The 21,060-nt window shown below is 60.2% G+C and carries 19 protein-coding genes; 11 read left to right on the top strand and 8 right to left on the bottom strand.

Features of this window, described 5'->3' with window-relative positions:
- Positions 1 to 52: 52 nt before the first annotated feature.
- The 5 genes from P3T43_RS13535 to P3T43_RS13515 form a co-directional block, all read right to left on the bottom strand.
- Positions 53 to 1,336: a c-type cytochrome gene (locus P3T43_RS13535; RefSeq protein ID WP_429281555.1), complete on the bottom strand. Its 1,284-nt coding sequence runs from the start codon at positions 1,334 to 1,336 to the stop codon at positions 53 to 55.
- A complete protein-coding gene (locus P3T43_RS13530) occupies positions 1,333 to 1,983 on the bottom strand; it encodes a (2Fe-2S)-binding protein (RefSeq protein ID WP_429281554.1) in 651 nt (216 codons plus the stop codon). The genes P3T43_RS13535 and P3T43_RS13530 overlap by 4 nt, the downstream gene beginning before the upstream one ends.
- Complete coding sequence (locus P3T43_RS13525) at positions 1,980 to 4,808, bottom strand: xanthine dehydrogenase family protein molybdopterin-binding subunit (protein ID WP_429281553.1); 2,829 nt, start codon at positions 4,806 to 4,808, stop codon at positions 1,980 to 1,982. The genes P3T43_RS13530 and P3T43_RS13525 overlap by 4 nt, the downstream gene beginning before the upstream one ends.
- A 446-nt stretch (positions 4,809 to 5,254) precedes the next feature.
- Entirely contained in the window at positions 5,255 to 5,647 is a 393-nt protein-coding gene (locus tag P3T43_RS13520; protein WP_429281552.1) for a type II toxin-antitoxin system VapC family toxin, read from the bottom strand.
- Positions 5,648 to 5,768: 121 nt separating this feature from the next.
- Positions 5,769 to 6,923: a porin gene (locus tag P3T43_RS13515; RefSeq protein ID WP_429281551.1), complete on the bottom strand. Its 1,155-nt coding sequence runs from the start codon at positions 6,921 to 6,923 to the stop codon at positions 5,769 to 5,771.
- 338 nt (positions 6,924 to 7,261) lie between these two features.
- Here P3T43_RS13515 and P3T43_RS13510 point away from each other — a divergent pair, with 338 nt between their 5' ends.
- Together P3T43_RS13510 and P3T43_RS13505 are read left to right on the top strand one after the other, a co-directional pair.
- Positions 7,262 to 8,356 carry an OpgC domain-containing protein gene (locus P3T43_RS13510; protein ID WP_429281550.1) on the top strand — a complete coding sequence of 365 codons (1,095 nt, stop codon included), beginning with the start codon at positions 7,262 to 7,264 and terminating at the stop codon, positions 8,354 to 8,356.
- A 95-nt stretch (positions 8,357 to 8,451) separates the two neighbouring features.
- Positions 8,452 to 9,297 (top strand): alpha/beta hydrolase, encoded by an 846-nt coding sequence (locus tag P3T43_RS13505; RefSeq protein WP_429281712.1) that lies wholly within the window; start codon positions 8,452 to 8,454, stop codon positions 9,295 to 9,297.
- A gap of 37 nt (positions 9,298 to 9,334) precedes the next feature.
- On the opposite strand, the gene P3T43_RS13500 is transcribed toward P3T43_RS13505, so the two are convergent.
- Positions 9,335 to 10,414 (bottom strand): AI-2E family transporter, encoded by a 1,080-nt coding sequence (locus P3T43_RS13500; RefSeq protein WP_429281549.1) that lies wholly within the window; start codon positions 10,412 to 10,414, stop codon positions 9,335 to 9,337.
- Positions 10,415 to 10,762: 348 nt separating this feature from the next.
- On the opposite strand from P3T43_RS13500, the gene P3T43_RS13495 reads away from it, so the two are divergent.
- Positions 10,763 to 11,065, top strand: a complete 303-nt coding sequence (locus P3T43_RS13495) for a DUF3331 domain-containing protein (protein ID WP_429281548.1) — start codon at positions 10,763 to 10,765, stop codon at positions 11,063 to 11,065.
- Positions 11,066 to 11,090: 25 nt separating this feature from the next.
- On the opposite strand, the gene P3T43_RS13490 is transcribed toward P3T43_RS13495, so the two are convergent.
- Entirely contained in the window at positions 11,091 to 11,582 is a 492-nt protein-coding gene (locus P3T43_RS13490; RefSeq protein ID WP_429281547.1) for a thioesterase family protein, read from the bottom strand.
- Positions 11,583 to 11,855: 273 nt separating this feature from the next.
- Between P3T43_RS13490 and purU the strand changes: the two genes are divergently transcribed.
- Both purU and P3T43_RS13480 read left to right on the top strand, forming a co-directional pair.
- Positions 11,856 to 12,728, top strand: coding sequence for a formyltetrahydrofolate deformylase (gene purU, locus P3T43_RS13485; RefSeq protein WP_429281546.1), 873 nt, complete (start codon positions 11,856 to 11,858; stop codon positions 12,726 to 12,728).
- Between the two features lie 176 nt (positions 12,729 to 12,904).
- On the top strand, positions 12,905 to 13,528 hold the full coding sequence (locus P3T43_RS13480; protein ID WP_429281545.1) for a TetR/AcrR family transcriptional regulator: 624 nt from the start codon (positions 12,905 to 12,907) through the stop codon (positions 13,526 to 13,528).
- Between the two features lie 22 nt (positions 13,529 to 13,550).
- Here the strand turns inward: P3T43_RS13480 and P3T43_RS13475 are convergent, their stop codons facing one another.
- A complete protein-coding gene (locus P3T43_RS13475) occupies positions 13,551 to 15,038 on the bottom strand; it encodes a flavin-containing monooxygenase (RefSeq protein ID WP_429281711.1) in 1,488 nt (495 codons plus the stop codon).
- A 97-nt stretch (positions 15,039 to 15,135) separates the two neighbouring features.
- Between P3T43_RS13475 and P3T43_RS13470 the strand changes: the two genes are divergently transcribed.
- From P3T43_RS13470 to P3T43_RS13445, 6 genes are all read left to right on the top strand, one after another.
- Positions 15,136 to 16,164, top strand: a complete 1,029-nt coding sequence (locus tag P3T43_RS13470; RefSeq protein WP_429281544.1) for an AraC family transcriptional regulator ligand-binding domain-containing protein — start codon at positions 15,136 to 15,138, stop codon at positions 16,162 to 16,164.
- A gap of 410 nt (positions 16,165 to 16,574) precedes the next feature.
- Positions 16,575 to 17,336: an alpha/beta hydrolase gene (locus P3T43_RS13465; RefSeq protein WP_429281543.1), complete on the top strand. Its 762-nt coding sequence runs from the start codon at positions 16,575 to 16,577 to the stop codon at positions 17,334 to 17,336.
- Positions 17,337 to 17,404: 68 nt separating this feature from the next.
- On the top strand, positions 17,405 to 18,505 hold the full coding sequence (locus P3T43_RS13460) for a porin (protein WP_429281542.1): 1,101 nt from the start codon (positions 17,405 to 17,407) through the stop codon (positions 18,503 to 18,505).
- Between the two features lie 89 nt (positions 18,506 to 18,594).
- Complete coding sequence (locus P3T43_RS13455) at positions 18,595 to 18,960, top strand: BON domain-containing protein (protein ID WP_429281541.1); 366 nt, start codon at positions 18,595 to 18,597, stop codon at positions 18,958 to 18,960.
- Positions 18,961 to 19,044: 84 nt separating this feature from the next.
- On the top strand, positions 19,045 to 20,154 hold the full coding sequence (locus P3T43_RS13450) for a DUF1254 domain-containing protein (protein WP_429281540.1): 1,110 nt from the start codon (positions 19,045 to 19,047) through the stop codon (positions 20,152 to 20,154).
- A 236-nt stretch (positions 20,155 to 20,390) separates the two neighbouring features.
- Positions 20,391 to 21,053 (top strand): hypothetical protein, encoded by a 663-nt coding sequence (locus P3T43_RS13445; protein ID WP_429281539.1) that lies wholly within the window; start codon positions 20,391 to 20,393, stop codon positions 21,051 to 21,053.
- Positions 21,054 to 21,060: the final 7 nt, after the last annotated feature.

The raw sequence follows: 21,060 nt of genomic DNA, 5'->3' as shown, positions 1-21,060 counted from the left end.
TTTAGACAGCGATTAGAAATAATTTCCGAGCGCCAGGTCGTATTCCCCTTGTTTAGCGCAAGATCTTTACCGCATTCGCAGTTACGTCGGCCGCTTGACCGCCCCACGTGGCGCGCAAATAGTTCGCAAGTTGCGCGAATTCCGTGTCGCTGAATTGGCCGGCAAAACCAGGCATCTCCTGCATGCGTTCGAGGCGGGGAAAATCCTGCGCGTCGATGCCATCCAGCATGGCGACGATCAGGTTGTGCGGATCACTTTGCCGTACCGTGGAATTGCCGCGCATCGGCACGGCCACATGCGGTTTGCCTTCGCCTTCGTTGCCATGACAGCCTGCGCATAACGCGAGGTAGAGAGGGCGCCCTGCAACCCGTTGCGCGGCATCCGCGGAAGCTGATGGCTGCGGTTGCGGGACCGGCGGCCGATCGCCGAGCAGGTAGGTGGACATCGCGCGCAGATCGTCGCGACTCAGATACTGGCTGCTCAGATGCACGACCGGATACATCTCGCCGAATGCGGAGCCTTGCGGCGCAATTCCGTTCGCGAAGAAGGTCTGCAGATCGGCCGCGCTCCAGCCTCGCGCGGCCAGTCCCTGCGGCGTGATGTCCGGCGCAATTACGCGCCCCAGAGCGCCGCCGCCGAGCGGCAAGGCCTGATCGAGCTGGCCGAACTTGCCACGCGGCGTGTGGCATTCGGCGCAGTGGCCGAGCGCGCTGATCAGGTAGCGGCCACGATTCCAGTCGATCGAGCCACCCTGCGACGCATCGGGCAACGCATCCTTCAGAAACACCATGTTCCAGAAGCGCACGGCAAAACGCAGGTTGAACGGGAATGACAGTTCTGGCGCGTGGTTCGCCACGGCCGCGGGCTTCTGTGCCATCAGCCAAGCGTACATCGCGTCGCTGTCGGCACGTGAAAGCTGGCGGTAGGACGTATAAGGCATCGCCGGGTACAACGGCCCGTGTGGCGACACGCCGTCGTGCAACGCCTTGTAGAAATCGCCGGCGCTCCATGTGCCGATACCATGCGCTTTGTCCGACGTGATATTCGTGCCGTAGAACGTGCCGAACGGCGACGCGAGCTTCACGCCACCGGCGAACGGCGCACCGTCTGCCGTGGTGTGACAGGCCGCGCAGTCGGCGGCTTTCACCAGATAGCGGCCGCGTGCCAGTTGCTCCGCAGCAGCGCCCGGGGCGGCAGACGACGCGCCAGAAGCCGCAGCAGCGCGCACGGTCGTCGTCGCGGCAGAAGTGTCGTCGTGCTGCGCGCCGCACGCCGCCAGCAGTGCCGTGCTCAATACCAACGCGATACGCCGCAAGGTCGGATAACGCGTGCTCATGCAGCGCCCCTCACCAGGCCCGGTGTGTTCAGAACCACGTCCTTCACCGCCTCGTAGTAGCGTACGTACCCCGTGCAGCGGCAGAGATGATCGTTCAGCGCCTCGGTGATGGTTTCCTGCACCTGCTCTTTGGCCACCGGGTGACGTTCGAGGCGCTCGATCAACACCGTCGCCGCATTGACGAAACCCGGCGTACAGTAGCCGCACTGGAAACTGAAGTACTCGAGAAACTTCTGCTGGATCGGCGACAGCGCCACCACCTCGCCCTGCTGGTTGCGCTGCGCATGAGCTTCGACTGTGCGAATCGCTTTGCCGTCGAAGAAATGCGCGCCCGTGATACAGGTGCGGATTTCCTCGCTGGCGCCATCCGGCTTGTCGAGAATCACCACACAGGCGTGACAGATGCCCTGCCCGCAGCCCAGCCGCGAACCGGTGAGGTCAAGGTATTCGTGCAACAGGTCGATCATCATCAGACCGGCTGGCACCTGCATCGCCACCTCGCGGCCGTTCACTTTCAGCGATAGCGCCTGGGCGCGGTATTGCGTCAGCGGCCGTTCCACGACCGGGGCGCCCGTCGTCTTTGAAGCTGCAGCGGAAGCCGGCGCGTTGCTGGCGACACCGGCAGAAGTTTGATTCGGAGTCGTCACGCGAGCACCTCCTGGATTTTTTGCGGGGTGACCGGTAAATCGGTAAATCGATGTCCTATGGCATGTGCGATGCCGTTTACGATTGCGGCGACGACGGGGATCATCACCACTTCAGCGATACCCTTGGGCGGATCGCTTTCCGTCAAGGGCGGCAGCACTTCGCCAGTCTGGGTCCAGACGGCGACGTCCTTTGCACGCGGTAAGCGATAGCGATTGAAGTTCCACGTACCGTTGCCGGGACCGTCCTCATAGAGCGGTAAATATTCATGCAAGGCATGTCCGATGCCCATTGCCAGACCGCCCTGCAATTGGCCGGATACGAGTTGCGGCGCGATCTGGTTGCCGCACTCCATGATCGAGTGATGCCTCAGCAGTTCGACCTTGCCGCTTGCTTCATGCACGACAAGCTCGACCAACGTACCGACCGCGCTGTAATACGTGACCGCCGCATTGTTACGTTGCACGGCCGGAAAAAACACACGCTGACGATCGAGCACGCGGTATTGGTTCGATGTGGCCGGCTGCGGCTTCCTGCCCGCGCCGCGGTTCTCGCCGTAGCGTAACGAGAGACCGTCGACCGGCAGTCGCACGAGGCGGCCGTCGATCGTGAATTCCGCTTCCGTCCACTGCCAGCGATTGAACACGTGCACGGCGGCCCCGGTCACGAGGCCGAGTTCGTGGGCTTTCTTCGCGAGTTGCTCGAACGGCAGGGCTTCGAGTCCGTCCGCCGACAGCTTGCCGTCGACCCAGCGTGCGTCTTCGATGTGCACCACCAGCGGCGCCGCCTGACCGCCGCCCGGACCCTGTCTCCAGATCGCCATGGCCGCCGGCCAGAGTCCGTGCGTAAAGACGACACGCGCTGCCTCGCGCGTGCTGTGCGTGAAATAGAACGCGGAATTGGTCGCGCTCGCCGGTGAAGCATAATTCGGCGACCAGCGCGGATTGGCCGACAGCGCGTCCTGTTCGGACTGCGACATGAGGTAGGGATCACCGCTCGTGACGATCGGCAGATCGGACCAGTCGGTGACGGCCACGTGTACTTCAGTGGCGGGCTTGCCGAGCCATTTCGCCACCGCGAGCGCCTGTGACGTGGACATGCCGGTGCCGATCTCAGCGCCGCTGTGAGACAGGCTGATCTGGCCGTCGACGCTGAATTCGACTTTCGCCAGCGAGGCTTCGGCGCCCGTCCCGAAGTCCTTTTGCGTGCATGCGAAGCCCACGCCATAGCACTTGTCCGGATTCAGCCGTTCGAACTCACGCTTCTTCTGCGTGCGATTCACCCACAGCGGATGAGCCTGCGCTTTCTGCAAAACCTCGTCGACCCGGATGGCGCCGGCCGGCACCGCACCTTGCGTGTTTTTCATGCCCGAGCGCAACGCGTTCTTCAGGCGGAAGTCGATCGGATCGACACCAAGTTGTGCGGCAATCTCATCGACCATCATTTCCGTCGCGGCCATGCTCTGCAGCGTGCCGTAACCGCGCGCGGAGCCCGCGTCGACTGCGCGTGAAGCAATCGCGACGGCCGCAAGGTCGTTCTTCGGGAAGTAGTAGATGGATTGCGCCGCGGTTGCACCGACCATCGCCACTGACGGCGAGAAATTGCAGCGCCCGCCGCCGTTCGCTTCCATCTCGGCCTTGAACGATTGCAGCAGCCCGCTTTTCCGGTCCACGGCAATGCGGTAATTCATCCTGAACGCGTGGCGCTTGAGCGAGGTCTGGAACTGCTCGTAGCGATCGTTGGCAAGACGCACTGGCCGGCCATCCGCATACATGGCGGTGACGAGGCCGTAGAACGGCATGTTGAAGTGATCCTTCGAACCATAACCCACCGTGTAGCACGGATACACGAACAGGTTTTTCACCGGAAATGCGCACTTCGCCACCATGCCCGCGGCATTGTCCGTCACTTCCTGCGGCGCCTGGGTTGGCACGACCATATGCAGCGATTGCGCCGCGGCGTCGTACCAGCAGTTCGCGTTGTCGGGTTCGAGCGCAGCCGTGTCGATGGACTGCGTGTTGTACTCGCGCGCGAGCACCAGCCAGTCAACCGGTGGATGCTCGAGTTCCTGCTGGATCCGCCCGGCGTGGAACATACCCTGCTCGTCGAGCTTGCCGTGCTCCTTGCCATCGGGCCAGACCGGCTGGTGTTTGCGCATCGAGCCCGGAAACACCGGCGCGTCCTTCAGGCTCGAAAAGGTGTCGTCGTCATAGGGCGTTTTGCCACCCACGCGCACGAACCGGAACGTGCCCCACGGATCGCGCTCGAGCGGGCCGGTCTGTGCGCCGTACCGGATGATCTCGTCGCGGAACTTGAGCTTGTCTTTGGCGAAGCGGTAGCGCGCGAAGTCGTGATAGATCAGGATCGCCACCGCCTGACCAAGATAGGCAGGCGTCTTGCCTCGCGGCAGCAACATATCGTCGCCGTAAAATGCCGGGAACATCAGACGGTCACGTATCAGGTCATCAGCTGTGACGATGCGCTCCGGCTGCAGTTCGTCGCCGAGCCGCGTCAGGTCGAAGCCTTCGTAGATCCGGTCGGCCTGGGTCGTGCGCAGGATGAAGGCGTGCGACTGCTGCCGCGGCCAATGCGGCATGTCGCCAGCACGGACGTCACGCGCGAATACCTTCGCCCCCGTGACCTTGGCGATGCCGTCGATGCGGAACTTTGCCTGCCCGTTGGCGGCGTCCCATTGAAGCGGCGTGAGAATCTTTTCTTCGAACAACGCAGCGAACGCACGACTGCCGATCGGCGCGATATACACCGATACGCCCGCAAGCACACTAGCCTTCAGAAAACCGCGACGCGAAAGGTCGAGTTTCCCCATGGATTTCTCCTTTAGTGAACGACGACGGCAGCCCCGGCGGACCGAGCGGCAAGCGCACGGGCGCCACAGGCCGCGCCATCTTGTGACGACACACCGCATTGGAGAATCAAGCGAAGTCCGAACGCCTACGTTCGGGCATACCGGCGACGCGCGGTGGCTCGGACATCGGTGCCGACGCGGTCGATCTGATTGACCTTGAACTGCTCTTGAACGTGATGGGGCTGCCAGGTTCCCTGCCGCTTAACAGGGCAAGGCGCGGCATTATCATGCAGTCGAAAAGGGGGAAAGTAATATTTTGTCCATGGCATCACGAGCAGCAGTTTTGCCAGAATTTATTTTAGTTCGTCATACTTATTTTTTGTTCGGACGTTCGCGGAACATGGTTCGTCAAGCCTCGCGCGATGCATTGCGCGCGACGTTCGAAGCGCTTAGGAGTCCCGCATCAGTCAGGCCGGCTCACTTTGTATCGGTCCCGGATACTGCGCGACGAGCGGATCCGCGGTCAGCAGGGTGATCCCTTCTGTCCAGGCTTGGGCCACAAGGATTCGATCGAACGGGTCTTTATGAATGGGCGGTAGACCGTCGATCGCTACCGCGTGCGCACTGTCGATCACCAGTTCGCTGTATCCGTTGTCCATTAGACCCCGACGCAATAGCCGCGGATCGAGCCGAAAATCATCCCTGCCCAAGCCGCGCTTGATCGCAACTTCCCATAAACTCGCGGCACTGAAAAATAGCTCGCATTCGAGGTTTTCGATAAATTGCCTCGCCTCGGACGATAAACGGTCCGGCTCGCCGGCAGCCCACAGTAGAAGGCGTGTATCGAGCAACAACTTCATGGATTGACACCAGACAGTTGCGCAATCTGATCGGCTCCCATCTGATCGAAATCGTCCGGAACTGTGAACTGGCCAGCCATAAATTGACTGGCGAGATCCTGCGCGCACAGACGCTCGCGTCTCAAAACTTATGCCGAATCGCCGCCCGCACCGCAAACTGGTTCGAGCTCGACGACACGCCTGCCGCGCCGGGAATATAGGCGTCGTCCAGCACGGTATCGGTCTTGTCGCCGGCGACTTTCTGATAGGCCGCCTGGAAATAAAAATCCGTGCGCTTGGACAGGTTGTAGTCGGCCATCAAGCCAAACGTGTGATATTTCGGATTCTCGTTGCCCGAGGTCGCATCCATCGTCGCAGCCGTATAGACGTACTGCACCCCCACGAAGAACGCCGGCGTGAACTGATACTTGCCGTTGATTTCGAAATTCTGGAACTTGAGCGCGGTGAGCGTCCCGCCGTTCGGCGGCGTGATCGTCCCCACATAGACCGAGGTATCGCTCGCCGCGGGCTCGCCGACATTCGTATTCGTATAAGCAAAGCCAAAGGTCGCAGCGCCGATGGTGTAATTGATGCCGCCGCCGAAGATGCGCAAATGTTCTGAAATGAAATTCGCGTCGTCGGTCGCAATCGCGCCGTCCGCAGTCAAGCCTGGGCCGTTCGCGTCGAGATAGGCCCCGGTCACCAGCAAGCCGCCGTTCGTGTACTGGCCGCCAAGACTGTACTGGCGATTGTTGGCGAAGTTGGTGTTGTTGCTGAAACTGTAGGTACCGCCGAACTGCAGGCCCGAAAAATCCGGACTCGTATACTTGACCGTATTGTTCACACGAAACGAGTTGTCCGTGTTGTCGTTGTCGTACGGATGCGAGAGCAGATAACCGCCCCAACTGCCATTTGCCGTGGACTGCGCGAGATAGTCGACCACTGAGTCGTATTGCCGGCCCAGCGTGACCGTGCCGTAATTGGCCGCCGTCAGCCCGACGAACGCCTGGCGCCCAAACATCCGGCCACCCTGGCCCAGCGCACCGCTGTTGACATCGAAACCGTTTTCAAGATCGAAGATCGCCTTCAGACCGCTGCCCAGATCTTCCGAGCCCTTGAGGCCCCAGCGACTGCCTTGTGCGTAGCCGCTCTGCAACTGGTAGGCGGACTTGTCGCCCGCGTTACTCGTGTAGTTGATGCCCTCGTCCAATACCCCGTACAGCGTAATGCTGCTCTGTGCGTGCGCAGGCAAAGCGACGGCGGCTGTCACCGCCAGCGCAATTATTTTCTTTTTCATGAAGATCTCCCGAATCTCTAATCATTAGCCAACCGCTAGCCAACTTTGAGACAGCTCTTCTTGTTTTTCAGCAGCAACACCATTTGAGGGCTTTCACGTTCACGAGTATTAAAAACGATGCTTGCACACTGATAGTAGGTCGTCCATTGGGACTAGTGGGGCCTACGCAAATCGTTGCGAAATGCCCACGCGCGTGAAATCTCGATTGCGCATTTTTGCGGCCAGGGAGTGGGGTCGGCTTTCCGGCCAGGTGGGTTTTGGGACACCCATCCGTAAGCTTATGAAATAATTATGTAATAAACGGCCTTGGCCGGCGGAATCTCCTTCGGTATTACGTCATGCAAAAGTCCTCCTCCCGTCTGCTCGAACTCGACTTCTTTCGCGGACTGGTCCTGCTGTCCATCGTGGTCGACCATATTGGCGGCAGCATCCTCTCGCGCGCCACGCTGCACGCCTATGCGCTCTGCGATGCCGCCGAGGTCTTCGTGTTCCTTGGCGGCTTCGCCACTGCCACGGCGTATGCCTCGCTCGCCGCACGGCGCACCGAGACGGCCGCCCGGCATCGCTTCCTGCGGCGCTCGCTCGAGATTTATCGCGCGTTCCTCGTCACGGCCGGCCTCATGTTGCTGGTCAGCGCGGTCCTGATCGCCTTTAGCGTCGACGCACCCAACCTGACCCTCACCGATCTCGACGACTTCATGGACGCGCCGCTGGCCGCGCTGCGCGATGTCCTGCTATTCCGGCGTCAGCCCTATCTGGCGTCGGTGCTGCCTATGTATGCGTTGTTCGCCCTGAGCGTGCCGTTCGTCCTGCCGCTCGCAAGTCGCCGGCCGGTCTGGTTGCTGGCCGCCAGCCTCACGTTGTGGGCAGTGGCTCGCCCACTAGGCGTGTATCTGCCCGCCGTCGAAGACACGCAATGGGACTTCAATCCGCTCGCCTGGCAACTGCTGTTTGTGCTTGGCGTCCTCGCGCGTCGCCAGCCGGTTTATCAGAAGATCAGCGCGCATCGGCTGGGATGGCTCGTTAGCGTGCTGGCGTTCAGCATCGTCGTGGCGGCTGCGTACTACAAACTGTTTATCGAGCGCACTCCGCTCGACGGCAGCTTCAAGCAGAATCTCTCGTGGTTGCGCGCAGGTAATTTTCTGGCGATTGCATGGCTCGTCGCCAATCTGATCCGCCTCGGCTGGGCGAAGAAACTCGCGCAATGGCTGCCGTGGGTCGGAATGATCGGCCGCAAGGGGCTGCTGGGTTTCGTCGCGGGCGCAGTCATTTCGCTCGTGATCGACTCGCTGCTGTACACCGCCACCGACGGCTATCTCGACGTACCACTCGGGCTTCTCGCGGACGCCGCCGCGCTCGGCGCGCTATTCGCAGTCGCCTGGGTATCCGAACCATTGACGCGCATGCTGACGTGGCGCGCGCGAGTTGCCTGAACGCGGCGTACTGCCGCAACAGCCCCGCCTTCATCGCCATGTTCAGACTAGCTCGTGCCACGCTGCGTTCGTGCCTCCTGACGGCCGTTGCCGCCATGGTCGTCATCTTCGCCAGCGCGGCCTGCAGCCGTACCGCGTTTGCCAGCACAGTCGTCAGCCGCAGTTTCCGTTCAGCCGCGCTCGAGCGCGACTGGGCCTACACCATCTACCTGCCCACCGGCTATCGAATCAACGGCCCGCGCTATCCCGTGCTGTACCTTCTGCACGGCAACAACGGCAACGCCAACGACTGGATCTCGCAGGGTCATCTGAAGACCACCGCAGACGCGCTGATCGAACGCCGGGAGATTCCACCCGTCGTCATCGTGATGCCGCAAGGCGGCACGAACTGGTATGTGGATCGCAAGGAAAAGATGGAGACCGCGTTTTTTAGCGACCTGCTGCCGGAAATCGAAACGCAGTACGCAGTGGCAAATCAGCGCAATGGCCGGATGATCGGCGGCGTCTCGATGGGCGGCTTCGGCGCGCTGCGATACGCCATGACACAGCCCGAGCAGTTCTGCGGCGCCATGCTGCTGAGCCCTGCGATCTATCCGGACGAACCGCCGCCGAACTCAGCCGCGCGCCGGGTCGGGGTGTTCGGTGAGCGGCAGTTCGACCTGCAGGTGTGGCGCGCGCTCAACTATCCGGCGCAATGGGAGCGTTATATGAGCAGTCCGTACCGGCTGCCGATGTTCATCGGCGCGAGCGACGACGACCTGACAATTCAGGCGGACGCCTCCGTGCTTTATACCCATCTGCGGCTGGCGGGCAATCCGGCGGCCCTGCGCATCATCGATGGCGCTCACACCTGGGACGTCTGGAGCGCGTTGCTACCCGCCGCCTTGAAATACACCCTCGCCTGCGCGAGACCGGCGCCGCCGCAACAGCCGGATCATTAGTCCCGCGACGGCCGCCGCCCTGGCGCGCGTGCTGGCGTCATTGCACCCACTCTTTCCACAGCACCATCAGCACGGTCATCAACGCGGGACCGATGAACAGGCCGAGCAGCCCGAAGGTCTCGGCGCCGCCCAGAATCCCGAACAGCACCAGCAGGAACGGCAGGCGGGTCGAGTTGCCAATGATCACCGGCCGCACGAAGTGCTCGGCAATGAACACGATCACGAACCCGACCACGACGAGGCCAATGGCCCAGGCCGTCATGCCGTGTACGAGCAGCCACAAGGCGGCGCCGCAGAACACGACGGGCGCGCAGAACGGCAGCATGGCCGCGACCGCGGTCACGAAGCCGAGCAGCGTGACGTGCGGCACGCCGGCCACGCCATAGACGATCCCCAGCAGCGCGCCCTCGCCGATCCCCACCACCACCAACCCGGCGACCGTGCCGCGCACCGCGTTCGCCATCCGCTCGAAAAGCTGCGCGCCGCTGCAGCCGAAGGCGCGCTTCGCCCCTTTGAGCAACGCACCCGAGAGGCGCGGGCCCGCCTGAAAAATCACGAACAGCGTGACCAGCATAAAACCGAACACCACCAGAGCACGGGCGGCGCGCGCGCCGAAATGGCGGCCAAACGTGACCACGGCGCCGCCGTGCAGCCCCTTCATGGCGGGCGACTCGCGTAGTGGCTGGGTCAGATTCGCCTGCCACCACGTCGTCACCTGCTGTGAACCGACCGGCAAATGCTGGACGAAATCCGGCAGAGCGATGCCGTTTTCCTGCACGCTCTTGAACCACACCAGCAAATCGTGGGCTTCGTGGCTCGCCTGACCGATGCCGATTGCCACCGGCAACACCACCAGCAATGCAACGGCCAGCGTCAGGATGGCGGCAACCAGCGTGTTACGTCCGGTGAAACAGCCGTGATTTTCGATTTTTCGCAGCACCGGCCATAGCGCGATGGCGATCACGCAGGCCCAGCCAACGGCCGGCAAAAAGTCACGAATGATCCACAAGGCCAACAGCACCAGACCGGCAGTCAGAACCGCGGACGCCGCCTGCTGCATTTTCTGACGGTTCGGCGGCTCGGGCGGGGGCGACACTGTGGGCGGGGGTGTGACCATGTAACCTCTTTGAAATGTGCGTACGAGCCGACCGGAAAATTGCAAAACCGCTACACTAGGCCCGGCTCGGCTTGTCGGTATCGACATCTTAAAGGAGGAAGCGCCGCGCCCTCTCCAGTCTGCCTATTGCACGCCATCGTGCGTCGCGCTGCAAACAACACTGCGTTGCAAAAATCTGCTCTATAGCGAAAAAACGCAGCAACTCCCCCGCAAACCCACGTCTTTTCCTATCTTCGTTGAAGTCAAGCGGCATTGTTGCTATTTCAAGAACAGTGTTTCAACCGCCGCACAATGGCTCTCAGGCTCGCGCAGGACTACATTCGGCACACCACATACACGGAGCCGACGATGAAGACCATAGAGTCCTTCCCCCTTGACGGTGCCAACGGCGTACGTATCGAGATTCTGGAACGCTCCGACACCACGCTGGTGATCCGCTGGGTCGAGCCTGGGCGTTGTCACTACGGCGAGCAGCGCTGGCGCCGCCGCTCCGCGCATACATCCGGCACATGCGCGGTATCCCGCCGTAAGATCCGCCGCGGTGACGCCGTGTTCAAACCGGCGGAACGCCCCGCTCCGTCGAATGCCGCGGCAATGATTTCGGTGGAAACGCTGTGCAGTCTCGTTGGCGAACTGAAAGCGGCGGCGTGAGTCACGCCTGTCTTGCACCTGCGGACTAGCCGCGCGCCTTGGGCGGCAAACCGATCGCCCGGCCCGCATGGCTCGCAGGCGCCAGCGCTGCATGCGCAGTCATGAGCGCGCTCACGCGCTCCGCCACGTCCTGATCGAACGCCACCGCATGCGGTCCGCTGGTGTCCACATGCAACAGCATCTGCTCGCTCGCCGCCACGGGCTGGGCGCCAGCATCTGCGAACATCTCCAGGTACACATGCAGGCGCTTCGCGTCATGAGCAAGCAAGCGCATTTCGACACGCACCTGCGCCCCCTCCTTGATCTCGTGCAGATAGCGGACATGCGCCTCCAGCGTATAGATGGATCGGCGACGCTCACGGCGAACGGCATCGGGCAGGCCGATCTGATCGATCAGCGCATCCGTCGCGAAGCTGAAGATCAGCATATAGAACGCATCACGCAAGTGGCCGTTGTAGTCCACCCATTCCGCGCGCACGGTATCGTTGTAGGCCGGTAACGCTGCGTTGTGCGACATCGTCAATCGTCTCCTTCACTGTTTGTTTGCTCTCTGCTCTCGCGGACACCGTTTGCCAGGCTGACAGCGTTCATTTTGCGGCATTAGGTCGCCACTTCCCTTGACTTGCTCGATGCATCACCGCACGCGGCGCTGGCGCGCCGATACCAGCATCACGGCGTATCGATTCTATGCGCGGGAAATCTGGCCTGGTTTACTTGAGACATTCCCGCGCGCTGCGTTGGCCGCTTCGATCGCGATTGCGCGGGTTCCCCATCGACGCCAAGGAACCGCATGTCCGCCACCGATCGCTCCCATCAGTTCGCCCTGACCTTGTCGTGCCCGAGCGCCGCGGGCCAGGTCGCCGCCGTAGTTGGTTTTCTCGAGCGGCATCATTGCTATATCGACGAGCTGACCGTTTTCGACGATGACATCAGCGCGCGTTTTTTTGTGCGCTGTGTGTTTCATGGCGCTGGCACTGCGTCTTCCTTGCAGGCCGATGCCTTGCGGCGAGAGTTCGTGCCGATTGCGTCCGACTTCGATATGACGTGGACGATTCACGATATCGCCGCGCGGCCCAAAGTATTGATTATGGTGTCCAAGCTCGAGCACTGTCTCGCGGATTTGCTGTTCCGCTGGAAGATGGGCGAGCTGAAGATGGACATTGTCGGCATTGCTTCCAATCATCCTGATCTGGAAGGGCTGGCCCTGCAGCATGGCTTGCCGTTTCGGCATTTGCCTGTTTCCGCTGAAACGCGTGCCGCGCAGGAAGCTCAACTGCTGGAGCTATTTGAATCTAGCGGCGCCGAGCTGATGATTCTCGCGCGCTATATGCAGATTCTTTCCGATCAGACTAGCCGCGCGCTGGCTGGGCGAGCAATTAATATTCATCACTCGTTCCTGCCTGGGTTCAAAGGGGCTCGACCTTATCATCAGGCGCATGCCCGTGGAGTCAAGTTGATTGGAGCCACTGCGCATTTCGTGACTGACGATCTGGATGAAGGGCCCATCATCGAGCAGATTGTCGAGCGGGTGGATCACTCGTTCGGGCCTGAGCGGTTATTGGCGGTTGGGCGTGATGTCGAGTGCATTACCCTGGCTCGCGCCGTTAAGGCATTTGTCGAGCGGCGGGTTTTTATTAATGGCGAGCGGACCGTGGTTTTATGATCTTTTCACAAACGTTATCCTCGACCTCACGGTAATCAATTGCCAAATACAACCGCAAGCCCTAGTATCTAACATATGTCAGATATTTTGGAACCCAAGGCTTGCCGGATAAAAAACCTATTGGCGTTGTCCCGAAACATGCTCGCGAAAACGAGGCGCCTCCAACGCGGCCGCGCATGCCCATGCAGCATCGCGCGTGGCAGCGCGTAGAGGCGGCTCTTGCCGCAGCCGAGCAGATGATCGGACAGCTTGGGCCAGAACAGGTGTCCATTCCGGAAATCGCCAAGGCTGCAAATATCCCGCGCGCGAGTCTCTATCAATTCTTCCCAGACAAGTACGCGTTACTCGCGCGGCTCGCGGAAATACACATGGGACGGGTGATCGACCTGGTTGCACAAGGTACGCGCGTGCAAGCCTATGATTCGTACCACGCATACACGCGAGCGCTGATAAACACGGTCTCGGATTACTACGACGCGACCCCTGCAGCCAACATCCTCGTGCTCGGCGGCCCCTACAGCCGTTCGGCTTACCTCGCTCAGGAAAACACGGTATCGAAGATCGGAGACATTCTGCGCGAAGCAATCGAAACGCAAATCCCGGCAATCACCATACCACGTTCACCGGACGTCGCGACGCTTGCCGTCGAGATTGCGTTTGCCTGCATGAAGCATGGCTATTACGAAGACGGCCATATTTCCGAAGTCATCCGGGAACAGGCCGTCACGGCGGTGGTCGCTTATGTGCAGGCCAATGTTCCCGAAATGGGCAAGGCATTCAGCGAGCAAACGCTCAAGTAATCGCAACGGGCGGAATGACGGTCTAACCCGTCTTCAGCGCCGCTTTGGCGGTCGCCATGCTGCGCGTGAACGTGAGCGCCGAGTCGTACACCGGGTCCTTCAGTAGCATGACCCGATCCGCTTCGACGCTATGGAGCACTCTCCATGGGACGTGACGACCTTGCCGCGGCAGTTGGTTCGTGCCGCGCTGCACATAGCCGGATTGCAACGAGCCCATGACGGTTTCCTCCAGCATTTCGCCCTCTGGAGCATGCGCCGTGACGACCGCGAACTCCTGGGCACGCATATGCTTCAACAAACGGCAAACATAGCTCGCCGCCATGTCCACCTTCAGCGTCCACGGCGCGTTGATGTAGCCGAACATGTAGGCCAGATTCGGCACGTCTTGCAGCAATACCCCTTTATAAGTCATCAGGTTATTGATCTGCAGCGATTGGCCGTCCACGTGCAGTTTCATTCCCCCAAGCGATTGAAGCTGCAAACCAGTTGCGGAAACAACGATATCGGCTTCGAGCGTTTTCCCCGATTCCAGCACGATGCCGGTCTCGGTGAAGGTCTTGATATGGTCGGTGACGATCGAAGCCTTCCCTTCTCGGATCACCCGGAAGAGATCGCCGTCGGGTACCGCGCAGAGTCGTTCGTCCCAAGGGTTGTAAGTCGGAGAGAAATGCTGCATCTCCGCGCCTTTACCCAGTTTTTTCTCGACATTGGCAAGCAGCCACCGGCGCGTCAGACGCGGCCAGCGTTTTGCCGCCTTATAGAGTTGGCGCTGCAAGAAGATGTTGCGACTGCGCGCCATTGAATAGACCCAGCGCCTAGGCAGAATGCTCTGCAATGCAGAAGAAATCTTGTCATAGGCGGGAACGGAAAAGATATAGCTCGGTGAGCGCTGCAACATGGTGATGTGCGAGGTCTCATCAGCCATGGACGGGATCAACGTCACAGCCGTCGCGCCGCTGCCGATCACGATTACACGTTTGCCGCGGTAGTCGAGCTGCTCGGGCCAATGCTGTGGATGGATGAAGGCGCCCTTGAAGGTCTCCTGCCCCGGAAAACGCGGCTGGTATCCCTCATCATGGTTGTAGTAGCCAGTGCACGGAATCAGATACTTGCAGGTGAAGATACGCGGTGCTTCGTTACCCTCCTCGTACGCTGTGATGACCCAGCGCTCAGCCGTGCTCGACCACGCCGCGTCAGTCGTTCTAATGCCGAAATGAACCTTCCTGTCGACGCCGTATTTCCGGGCGGTGTCTGCGATATAACGGCGAATCGACGGACCGTCCGCCAACACCTTCAGTTCATTCCACGGGTTGAACTGATAACCGAAGCTGAACATGTCGGAGTCTGAACGGATTCCGGGGTACTGGAACAGGTCCCATGTTCCTCCAATCGCGCGACGGCGTTCAAGGATCGCGACCCGCTTGTCCGGGCATTCCATCGCGAGATGGCTCGCCATGCCGATCCCCGACAGGCCGGCGCCAATGATCAGGATGTCATAGTCGTCAGTCATGTCTCGTCTCCTCTTATGTCTATGGGCAGCGTGCAATTTACCCCGTGCATCGTGCACATTCTTGACGTCATGAGACAGTTCTTTTACGCTACGAGACATGAATCCCTATGTCAGAGCGAGCGGACTACGCGGCTACGCAGCGTTGATGCGGGCGCTGCATTGCGATCCCGGACCCTTGCTGCGGCACTACCCCATCCATGAAGAAACGCTGAACGACGACGACGCGCTGATCTCGCTCAGCGCAGTGGTTCATCTGCTCGAAGCGAGCGCTGCACAGACGGGCTGCGGCGATTTTGGTCTGCGCCTGTCGCACAGACAAAGCATCGACGTTCTGGGTCCGCTCAGCATCGTGCTGCGCAATGCGGCCAGCATCCAGGATGGGCTGAGCTACGCCACCCGATACCTGTTCGTCCACAGCCCGGGGTTGGTCCTGAGCGTCAACGAAACGGCGCCGGTTATCAAGGGGGCGGTCGAAGTCTCCATCGAAATTCGCCTGGCTCAACAAAGCGTGCAACGGCAGGCGATCGACCTTTGTCTCGCCGATCTGCATAACTTCACCCGTCTGCTGGCAGGGAAACACTATCAGTTGCACGCGGTCATGCTGCCTCATGCACCGGTTGTTCCGCTTAGCACGTATAAGCGATTTTTTGGCGCCCCGGTATTGGTCGAGCAGACACGCGCGGCGCTACTGATCAGCAAAAGCACGCTACACGTCAGTCTGCAGGACAGCAACGCCATGCTGCGGCAGATTTCCGAGGACTATCTGTTCCGCAACTTCGGCAACACGCAGCAGAGTGTCGTCCCCCGGGTGCGGCAGATCGTGCGCAAAACGCTCGGCACGGCGAATTGTTGCAAGACGGCGGTCGCCGAAATGCTCGCCATGCATCCGAGGACGCTGCAACGGCGCCTCGCCGACGAAAACACCAGCTTCGAAGTGGTTCGCGATGAGCTCAGGCGAGAGCTTGCGACGCACTATCTCTGCGGAACAGAACTCTCGCTCAGCCAGCTTTCCGCCCTGCTGGGTTTTCCTGAACAATCCGCACTCACGCGCAGTTGCCAGCGCTGGTTCAATACCTCGCCGTCTCAACTGCGCAAGGAAGCGCGCGCTCGCCAGCGGTCCGATTAGCGCGCCGCGGCGCGTTGCCTTGCCATCACAACACGCCAGTCCCGGAGGTCGTCTGCGGCCTATGCCGGTCTGCGCGTGCACCACGACCTCGATTCGTTCGGCTACGCAACCACAGGCCAAACCGCGGCTTCGTACGGCCACGCCGCTACGCCGTGCCTCCAGAGACCTGACCGCCCGCCGCCTTCTCCTCGTTGCGGTAAAAACCCTAATTGGCGCAATTTCCGACAAAAGTTAGATTTGCATATCCGACAGATGTTCGATTCGTTGGATTTTGACGTGAGTTGGCCGTAAACAGGGTGACTGGGACCGGCATTTGAATGACGTAACTGATTTGGAATGCAAATCATGAAAAGCGAAGCCCTACGTCCCTTCGAGGCGTTGCAGATGAAGCGTTGCGGCGGGAGAGTCCAATGAGCGCCCACGTCGTCTTCGTACATGGCATGTGGAGCACACCGGGCGTGTGGGATAAATGGCGTGGTCAATTCGAGCGCGCGGGCTTTTCCACCGAAGCATTTGCGCTGCCCGGCCACAGTGGCGATGAAGCCGATCATGCGTTGCATGGTCTTGGTCTTGCGGATTATTGCGAGGCGGTCTTGCAACGGGTCACAAACCTGTCGGAGCCGCCGGTTGTGGTGGGCCACTCACTCGGTGGCCTGATCGCACAGCAGGTGGCGACACGCGCCAGACTGGCAGCGGCGATCCTCGTCTGCAGCGCGGCTCCGGCGCCGATCTTTCCACAACGGCTCAGCATGTTGCCCTCGCTCGCGCGCCACTTCCACCCGTTCGGCTCATGGCGCGGTGCATTTCGGCTTTCCAGGCGCGAGGCTGACTGCCTGATTTTCAACGTTGTGCCGCCTACCGACCGGCAGCGGCTATACGAAACCTTGATTGCCGAATCGGGACGCGTTGCCTGGGAAGCCGCTTACGGCACGCTGAACTGGACTGGCAGCAACCGTGTGGAGCAGACCACACTGACATGTCCCATGCTCGCGCTCGCGGGAGGGCGCGACCACATCATTCCGGCCGGCGTGAGCCGGCGCATGGCCCGATGGTACGGTGAAAAAATGGACTACCGCGAATACGCCGCGCACGGTCACTGGATGCTCTCGTCGGAAGCGGGCTGGAATTTACGAGCCAAAGAAGCGTGCACGTGGCTAAGCGAGTCCCTTTAGGGCACTCCGGGTCAACGTGCACAAACTGAATAGACAATCAGCTCACTGAAGATCTGACAGGGGAACGGATGAAACGCATTTGCTTCATTGGCGCAGCCGCAATTCTGGGCGGAGGAAACGCCTTCGCTCAATCGAGTGTCACGTTGTATGGTTTGACTGACGTGAGCATTCAGTACTTAACGCACGTCGATAAGGCGGGTGACTCGTTGGTCAGAATGGGCACGGCGGGTCTGTCCGAAAGCCGCTTCGGCATAAACGGCACGGAAGATCTCGGCGGAGGCCTCAAGGCGCTGTTTCGGCTCGAGAACCGTTTCGATCTGAACAACGGTCAGTCGGATCCAGCCTTACCTTTCTGGAATACCGCCTATGTCGGCCTTCAGTCATCCTCTGTTGGGCAGCTCACGATGGGGCGGCAGACCAACGTGCTGGTCGACGTGGTCACCCAATCGTACGCGTCGAATGCCTGGGTTCCGTACAACCAGAGCTTCCAGCCTGAAGTCACGCTGCTCGGCGGAATTTGGTCGAGCAACATGGCAAAATATTCTGCCAGGGTCGGCAATGTGATTGGCGAGTTATCCTACGCATTTGGCAATGTCGCGGGACAGATGGCATCCGGGTCGCAGCTCGGTGTCGGCGTTGCGTATCTCCCCGCGACCTCGGTCAATCTCGCGGCGGGCTATATGGATTCGCGCGACTCGACGGGCGGCGGCCATTCGAAGGCGTGGACAGCTGGCGCTGCCTATACATGGCAAAGCACGCAATTTCATGCTGGCTACTTCGAGAACCGGCTCGATCCAAGCTTCCAGTCTTTTGCCAACGGTCCATTCACCGCAGCGGGGCTAGCCGCCCTCAAGTTTACGGATTTCAGCTCGCGCAGGATGTTCACGCTCGGAGCGACTCATTCGTTTGCAATCCCGCTGCGCATGTCGCTTAACTACTGGCGCACGCTGCAAACGGGCAAAACCGATTCAAAGGATGGCAACGCATCGCAATTCGAAATACTGGCCGACTACAACCTCTCGAGGCGAACCGACGTTTATCTCGAAGGTAACTATTCTCTTTATCGAAGCGATCTGATTGGAGCGCAGTTGCAAGGTGTCAACAGTCTTGGGCTGTCACAGAAAGGTACGCAAGTCGGCGTCATGACGGGTATCCGGCATCAATTCTAGACTTCAGTGCGAGACGGCAACGCCGCTCAACAGGCTCAGAGAGCGTCGTTGCACCGGAACGTGACAACTAACATGCGGAGAAACAGATCATGAATTCTTCCAGAAGGCTACTGGCTGTCGGCGCCGTTTGCTGCCTCGCTGTAGCGGCAGCGGTGACGGCTCATGCACAGCCGGGCAGTGAAGCGGCATCGAGCCAGGCTGGCGCGTCGCAGTACGATAAAAAAGCCGCCTCCAAAGCGGATCGCAAACTAGCTCAGGACGTCCGGCGAACCTTGGGCAAAGCAGGAGGTATCAACGTCGCCAACGTCTTCGTGCGAGCCCGCAGCGGTGTGGTGACCTTAAGCGGATCGGTGACCGACTCCAATCAGATTGCGAAGGCGAGTGAGATTGCCGCAAGCGTCGACGGCGTGACGTCGGTGGTCAACCGACTTTCCATCGAAGCACGGATTTACTAGCATGTCAGTGTCGTTTCGGCCTTTGAGGTCACGCTGAGCGCATGAGGTTTGCCACTGCGCACGTGACACATGCCGGACGGCTGAATGCCGGACAGCAGGAGTGACGCGATGCGATCAAAAGAACGGAGGTTTTTCACAATGATGATCACAAGCAAGCCCGCTATCAGAGCGGCTACATTTCTCACTGCCTTGAGTCTTGCCACGCTAAGCGCTGCGCAATCAGCTCCGTCTGCTAAAGCAGACAATCTGGTGCCCGTCACGCCTGACAACTTTGCTCGCGCAGAGTCGGACATGTACTTCGGCGGGGTCGTGAAAAGCGGCGGTTTCGGCAAATTCCATCACTCGCGTGAGCCTGCACCGATAGACAATCAAACCGTCATCCGGCTAAACCGCGACACGCTCTATTCCTCGGCGGTGTTCGACCTGGATGCGGGGCCGGTGACCGTTACCCTTCCGCAGTCGGGTAAGCGCTTCATGTCACTGCAGATCATCGACGAAGATCAATATACCCATGGCGTCTATTACGGTGCGGGAAGCCACACGCTTACGCGTAAAGCAATCGGCACGCGCTACGTGGTAGTGGCCGTGCGGACTCTGGTCAACCCACTTGATCCAAAAGATCTCGACGAAGTCCACGCCCTGCAGGACCAGATCAAGGCGCAACAGAAGGACGCCGGACGTTTCGAGGTACCCGCATGGGACCCGGTCAGTCAGAAAAAGGTGCGTGATGCGCTGCTGGTCCTCAGTACGACGCTACCGGATACCAAACAGATGTTCGGAACGCGAGCTGACGTCGATCCTGTGCGATTCGTGATCGGCGCCGCACTCGGTTGGGGCGGCAATCCTGCTCGCGAAGCGCTTTATCTGAATGTCGATCCTCCCCGCAACGATGGCACGACCGTCTATAAGCTGAAGGTCGGGCACGTACCGGTCGACGGTTTCTGGTCAGTCACGGTGTACGACGAAAAGGGTTACTTCGAGGCGAATCCGTATAACGCTTACTCGATCAACAACATTACGGCGAAGAAAGACGCTGACGGTCAGATCGAGATTCAGTTCGGCGGCTGCGACGGCAAGGTGCCTAACTGCCTGCCCATTTCGAAGGGATGGAACTACATGGTTCGTCTCTATCGCCCCCATGCCGAAATTCTTGACGGCAGATGGAAGTTTCCCGAGGCGCAACCCGCAGAATAAGCGGACCGTGGGATGACACGATAGAAACGCGCAACCGGCTCGACGGCAACACGCCGCTGCCGGTTGCGCGATAGCTTAGCCTTGATGCGCCAGGGAGGATCATGCTGCGCAAAGCCCTTTTTCGCCAGGTGGCGCCGCTTCTGGCGACCGTATTGTCCATACACACAGTTTCTGCACAGACACCGCCCGCGACCACGTCCGCGCACGCGCCCGTCGCGACTGGATGGACATTCAGCGTGTCGCCCTACTTCTGGATGACCGGCCTGCGTGGCAATGTCGGCGCGTCCAGCAGTCTTCCGCCCTCATCGATCGACGTCAGCTTCTCAGACATCTTTAACCATCTCGACGGGCCTTCTGTTTTTCTGAGCGGCGAGGCATGGAATGGCCGCTTCGGCATTCTCGGCGACGTGCAATATGTGAAGCTCAAAGCGAACGCGTCGACACCCGGTCCATTGTTCGATAGCGCTACGGCCAAACAATGGAACTTCAACAGTACGATCGAAGGTGCCTACCGCGTGGTTGATTCGCCAACGGTTGCAGTCGACGGACTAGTCGGTGTGCGAATATTTCACGTCGACAACCAGATCGATCTGAACGCCGCACTGCTGCCAACGCGCAGTAGCAGCATTGGCGACACCTGGGCCGACCCGGTTATTGGCGCCCGCCTGACGGTGCCGTTCGCCACGGGATTTACCTTTACCGGCTATGGCGACGTCGGCAGCTTCGGCATATCGTCGGACCGGACGTGGGAACTCTATGCGGGCATTGGTTATCGGTTCAAGGACTGGCTGACCGCGTATGCCGGGTATCGATACCTGGACATCAAACGTAGCAATGGCGGCTTTCTGTACGATGTCAGCGAGCAAGGCCCCTTGCTTGGCGCACAGTTTCGTTTCTGAGGTTTCT

It is taken from the genome of Paraburkholderia sp. GAS41 (genome assembly GCF_050436545.1).
Classification (GTDB): domain Bacteria; phylum Pseudomonadota; class Gammaproteobacteria; order Burkholderiales; family Burkholderiaceae; genus Paraburkholderia.
Note: the sequence above shows the minus strand (reverse complement) of the source record. Positions and strands in the feature narration are given on the sequence as shown.

What these genes read in the sequence shown, in the direction of transcription:
- P3T43_RS13535 (WP_429281555.1), bottom strand. Translation starts at nt 1,336, where the DNA reads ATGAGCACGCGTTATCCGACCTTGCGGCGTATCGCGTTGGTATTGAGC.
- P3T43_RS13525 (WP_429281553.1), bottom strand. Translation starts at nt 4,808, where the DNA reads ATGGGGAAACTCGACCTTTCGCGTCGCGGTTTTCTGAAGGCTAGTGTG.
- P3T43_RS13520 (WP_429281552.1), bottom strand. Translation starts at nt 5,647, where the DNA reads ATGAAGTTGTTGCTCGATACACGCCTTCTACTGTGGGCTGCCGGCGAG.
- P3T43_RS13515 (WP_429281551.1), bottom strand. Translation starts at nt 6,923, where the DNA reads ATGAAAAAGAAAATAATTGCGCTGGCGGTGACAGCCGCCGTCGCTTTG.
- P3T43_RS13510 (WP_429281550.1), top strand. Translation starts at nt 7,262, where the DNA reads ATGCAAAAGTCCTCCTCCCGTCTGCTCGAACTCGACTTCTTTCGCGGA.
- P3T43_RS13505 (WP_429281712.1), top strand. Translation starts at nt 8,452, where the DNA reads ATGGTCGTCATCTTCGCCAGCGCGGCCTGCAGCCGTACCGCGTTTGCC.
- P3T43_RS13500 (WP_429281549.1), bottom strand. Translation starts at nt 10,414, where the DNA reads ATGGTCACACCCCCGCCCACAGTGTCGCCCCCGCCCGAGCCGCCGAAC.
- P3T43_RS13495 (WP_429281548.1), top strand. Translation starts at nt 10,763, where the DNA reads ATGAAGACCATAGAGTCCTTCCCCCTTGACGGTGCCAACGGCGTACGT.
- P3T43_RS13490 (WP_429281547.1), bottom strand. Translation starts at nt 11,582, where the DNA reads ATGTCGCACAACGCAGCGTTACCGGCCTACAACGATACCGTGCGCGCG.
- purU (WP_429281546.1), top strand. Translation starts at nt 11,856, where the DNA reads ATGTCCGCCACCGATCGCTCCCATCAGTTCGCCCTGACCTTGTCGTGC.
- P3T43_RS13480 (WP_429281545.1), top strand. Translation starts at nt 12,905, where the DNA reads ATGCCCATGCAGCATCGCGCGTGGCAGCGCGTAGAGGCGGCTCTTGCC.
- P3T43_RS13475 (WP_429281711.1), bottom strand. Translation starts at nt 15,038, where the DNA reads ATGACTGACGACTATGACATCCTGATCATTGGCGCCGGCCTGTCGGGG.
- P3T43_RS13470 (WP_429281544.1), top strand. Translation starts at nt 15,136, where the DNA reads ATGAATCCCTATGTCAGAGCGAGCGGACTACGCGGCTACGCAGCGTTG.
- P3T43_RS13465 (WP_429281543.1), top strand. Translation starts at nt 16,575, where the DNA reads ATGAGCGCCCACGTCGTCTTCGTACATGGCATGTGGAGCACACCGGGC.
- P3T43_RS13460 (WP_429281542.1), top strand. Translation starts at nt 17,405, where the DNA reads ATGAAACGCATTTGCTTCATTGGCGCAGCCGCAATTCTGGGCGGAGGA.
- P3T43_RS13455 (WP_429281541.1), top strand. Translation starts at nt 18,595, where the DNA reads ATGAATTCTTCCAGAAGGCTACTGGCTGTCGGCGCCGTTTGCTGCCTC.
- P3T43_RS13450 (WP_429281540.1), top strand. Translation starts at nt 19,045, where the DNA reads ATGCCGGACAGCAGGAGTGACGCGATGCGATCAAAAGAACGGAGGTTT.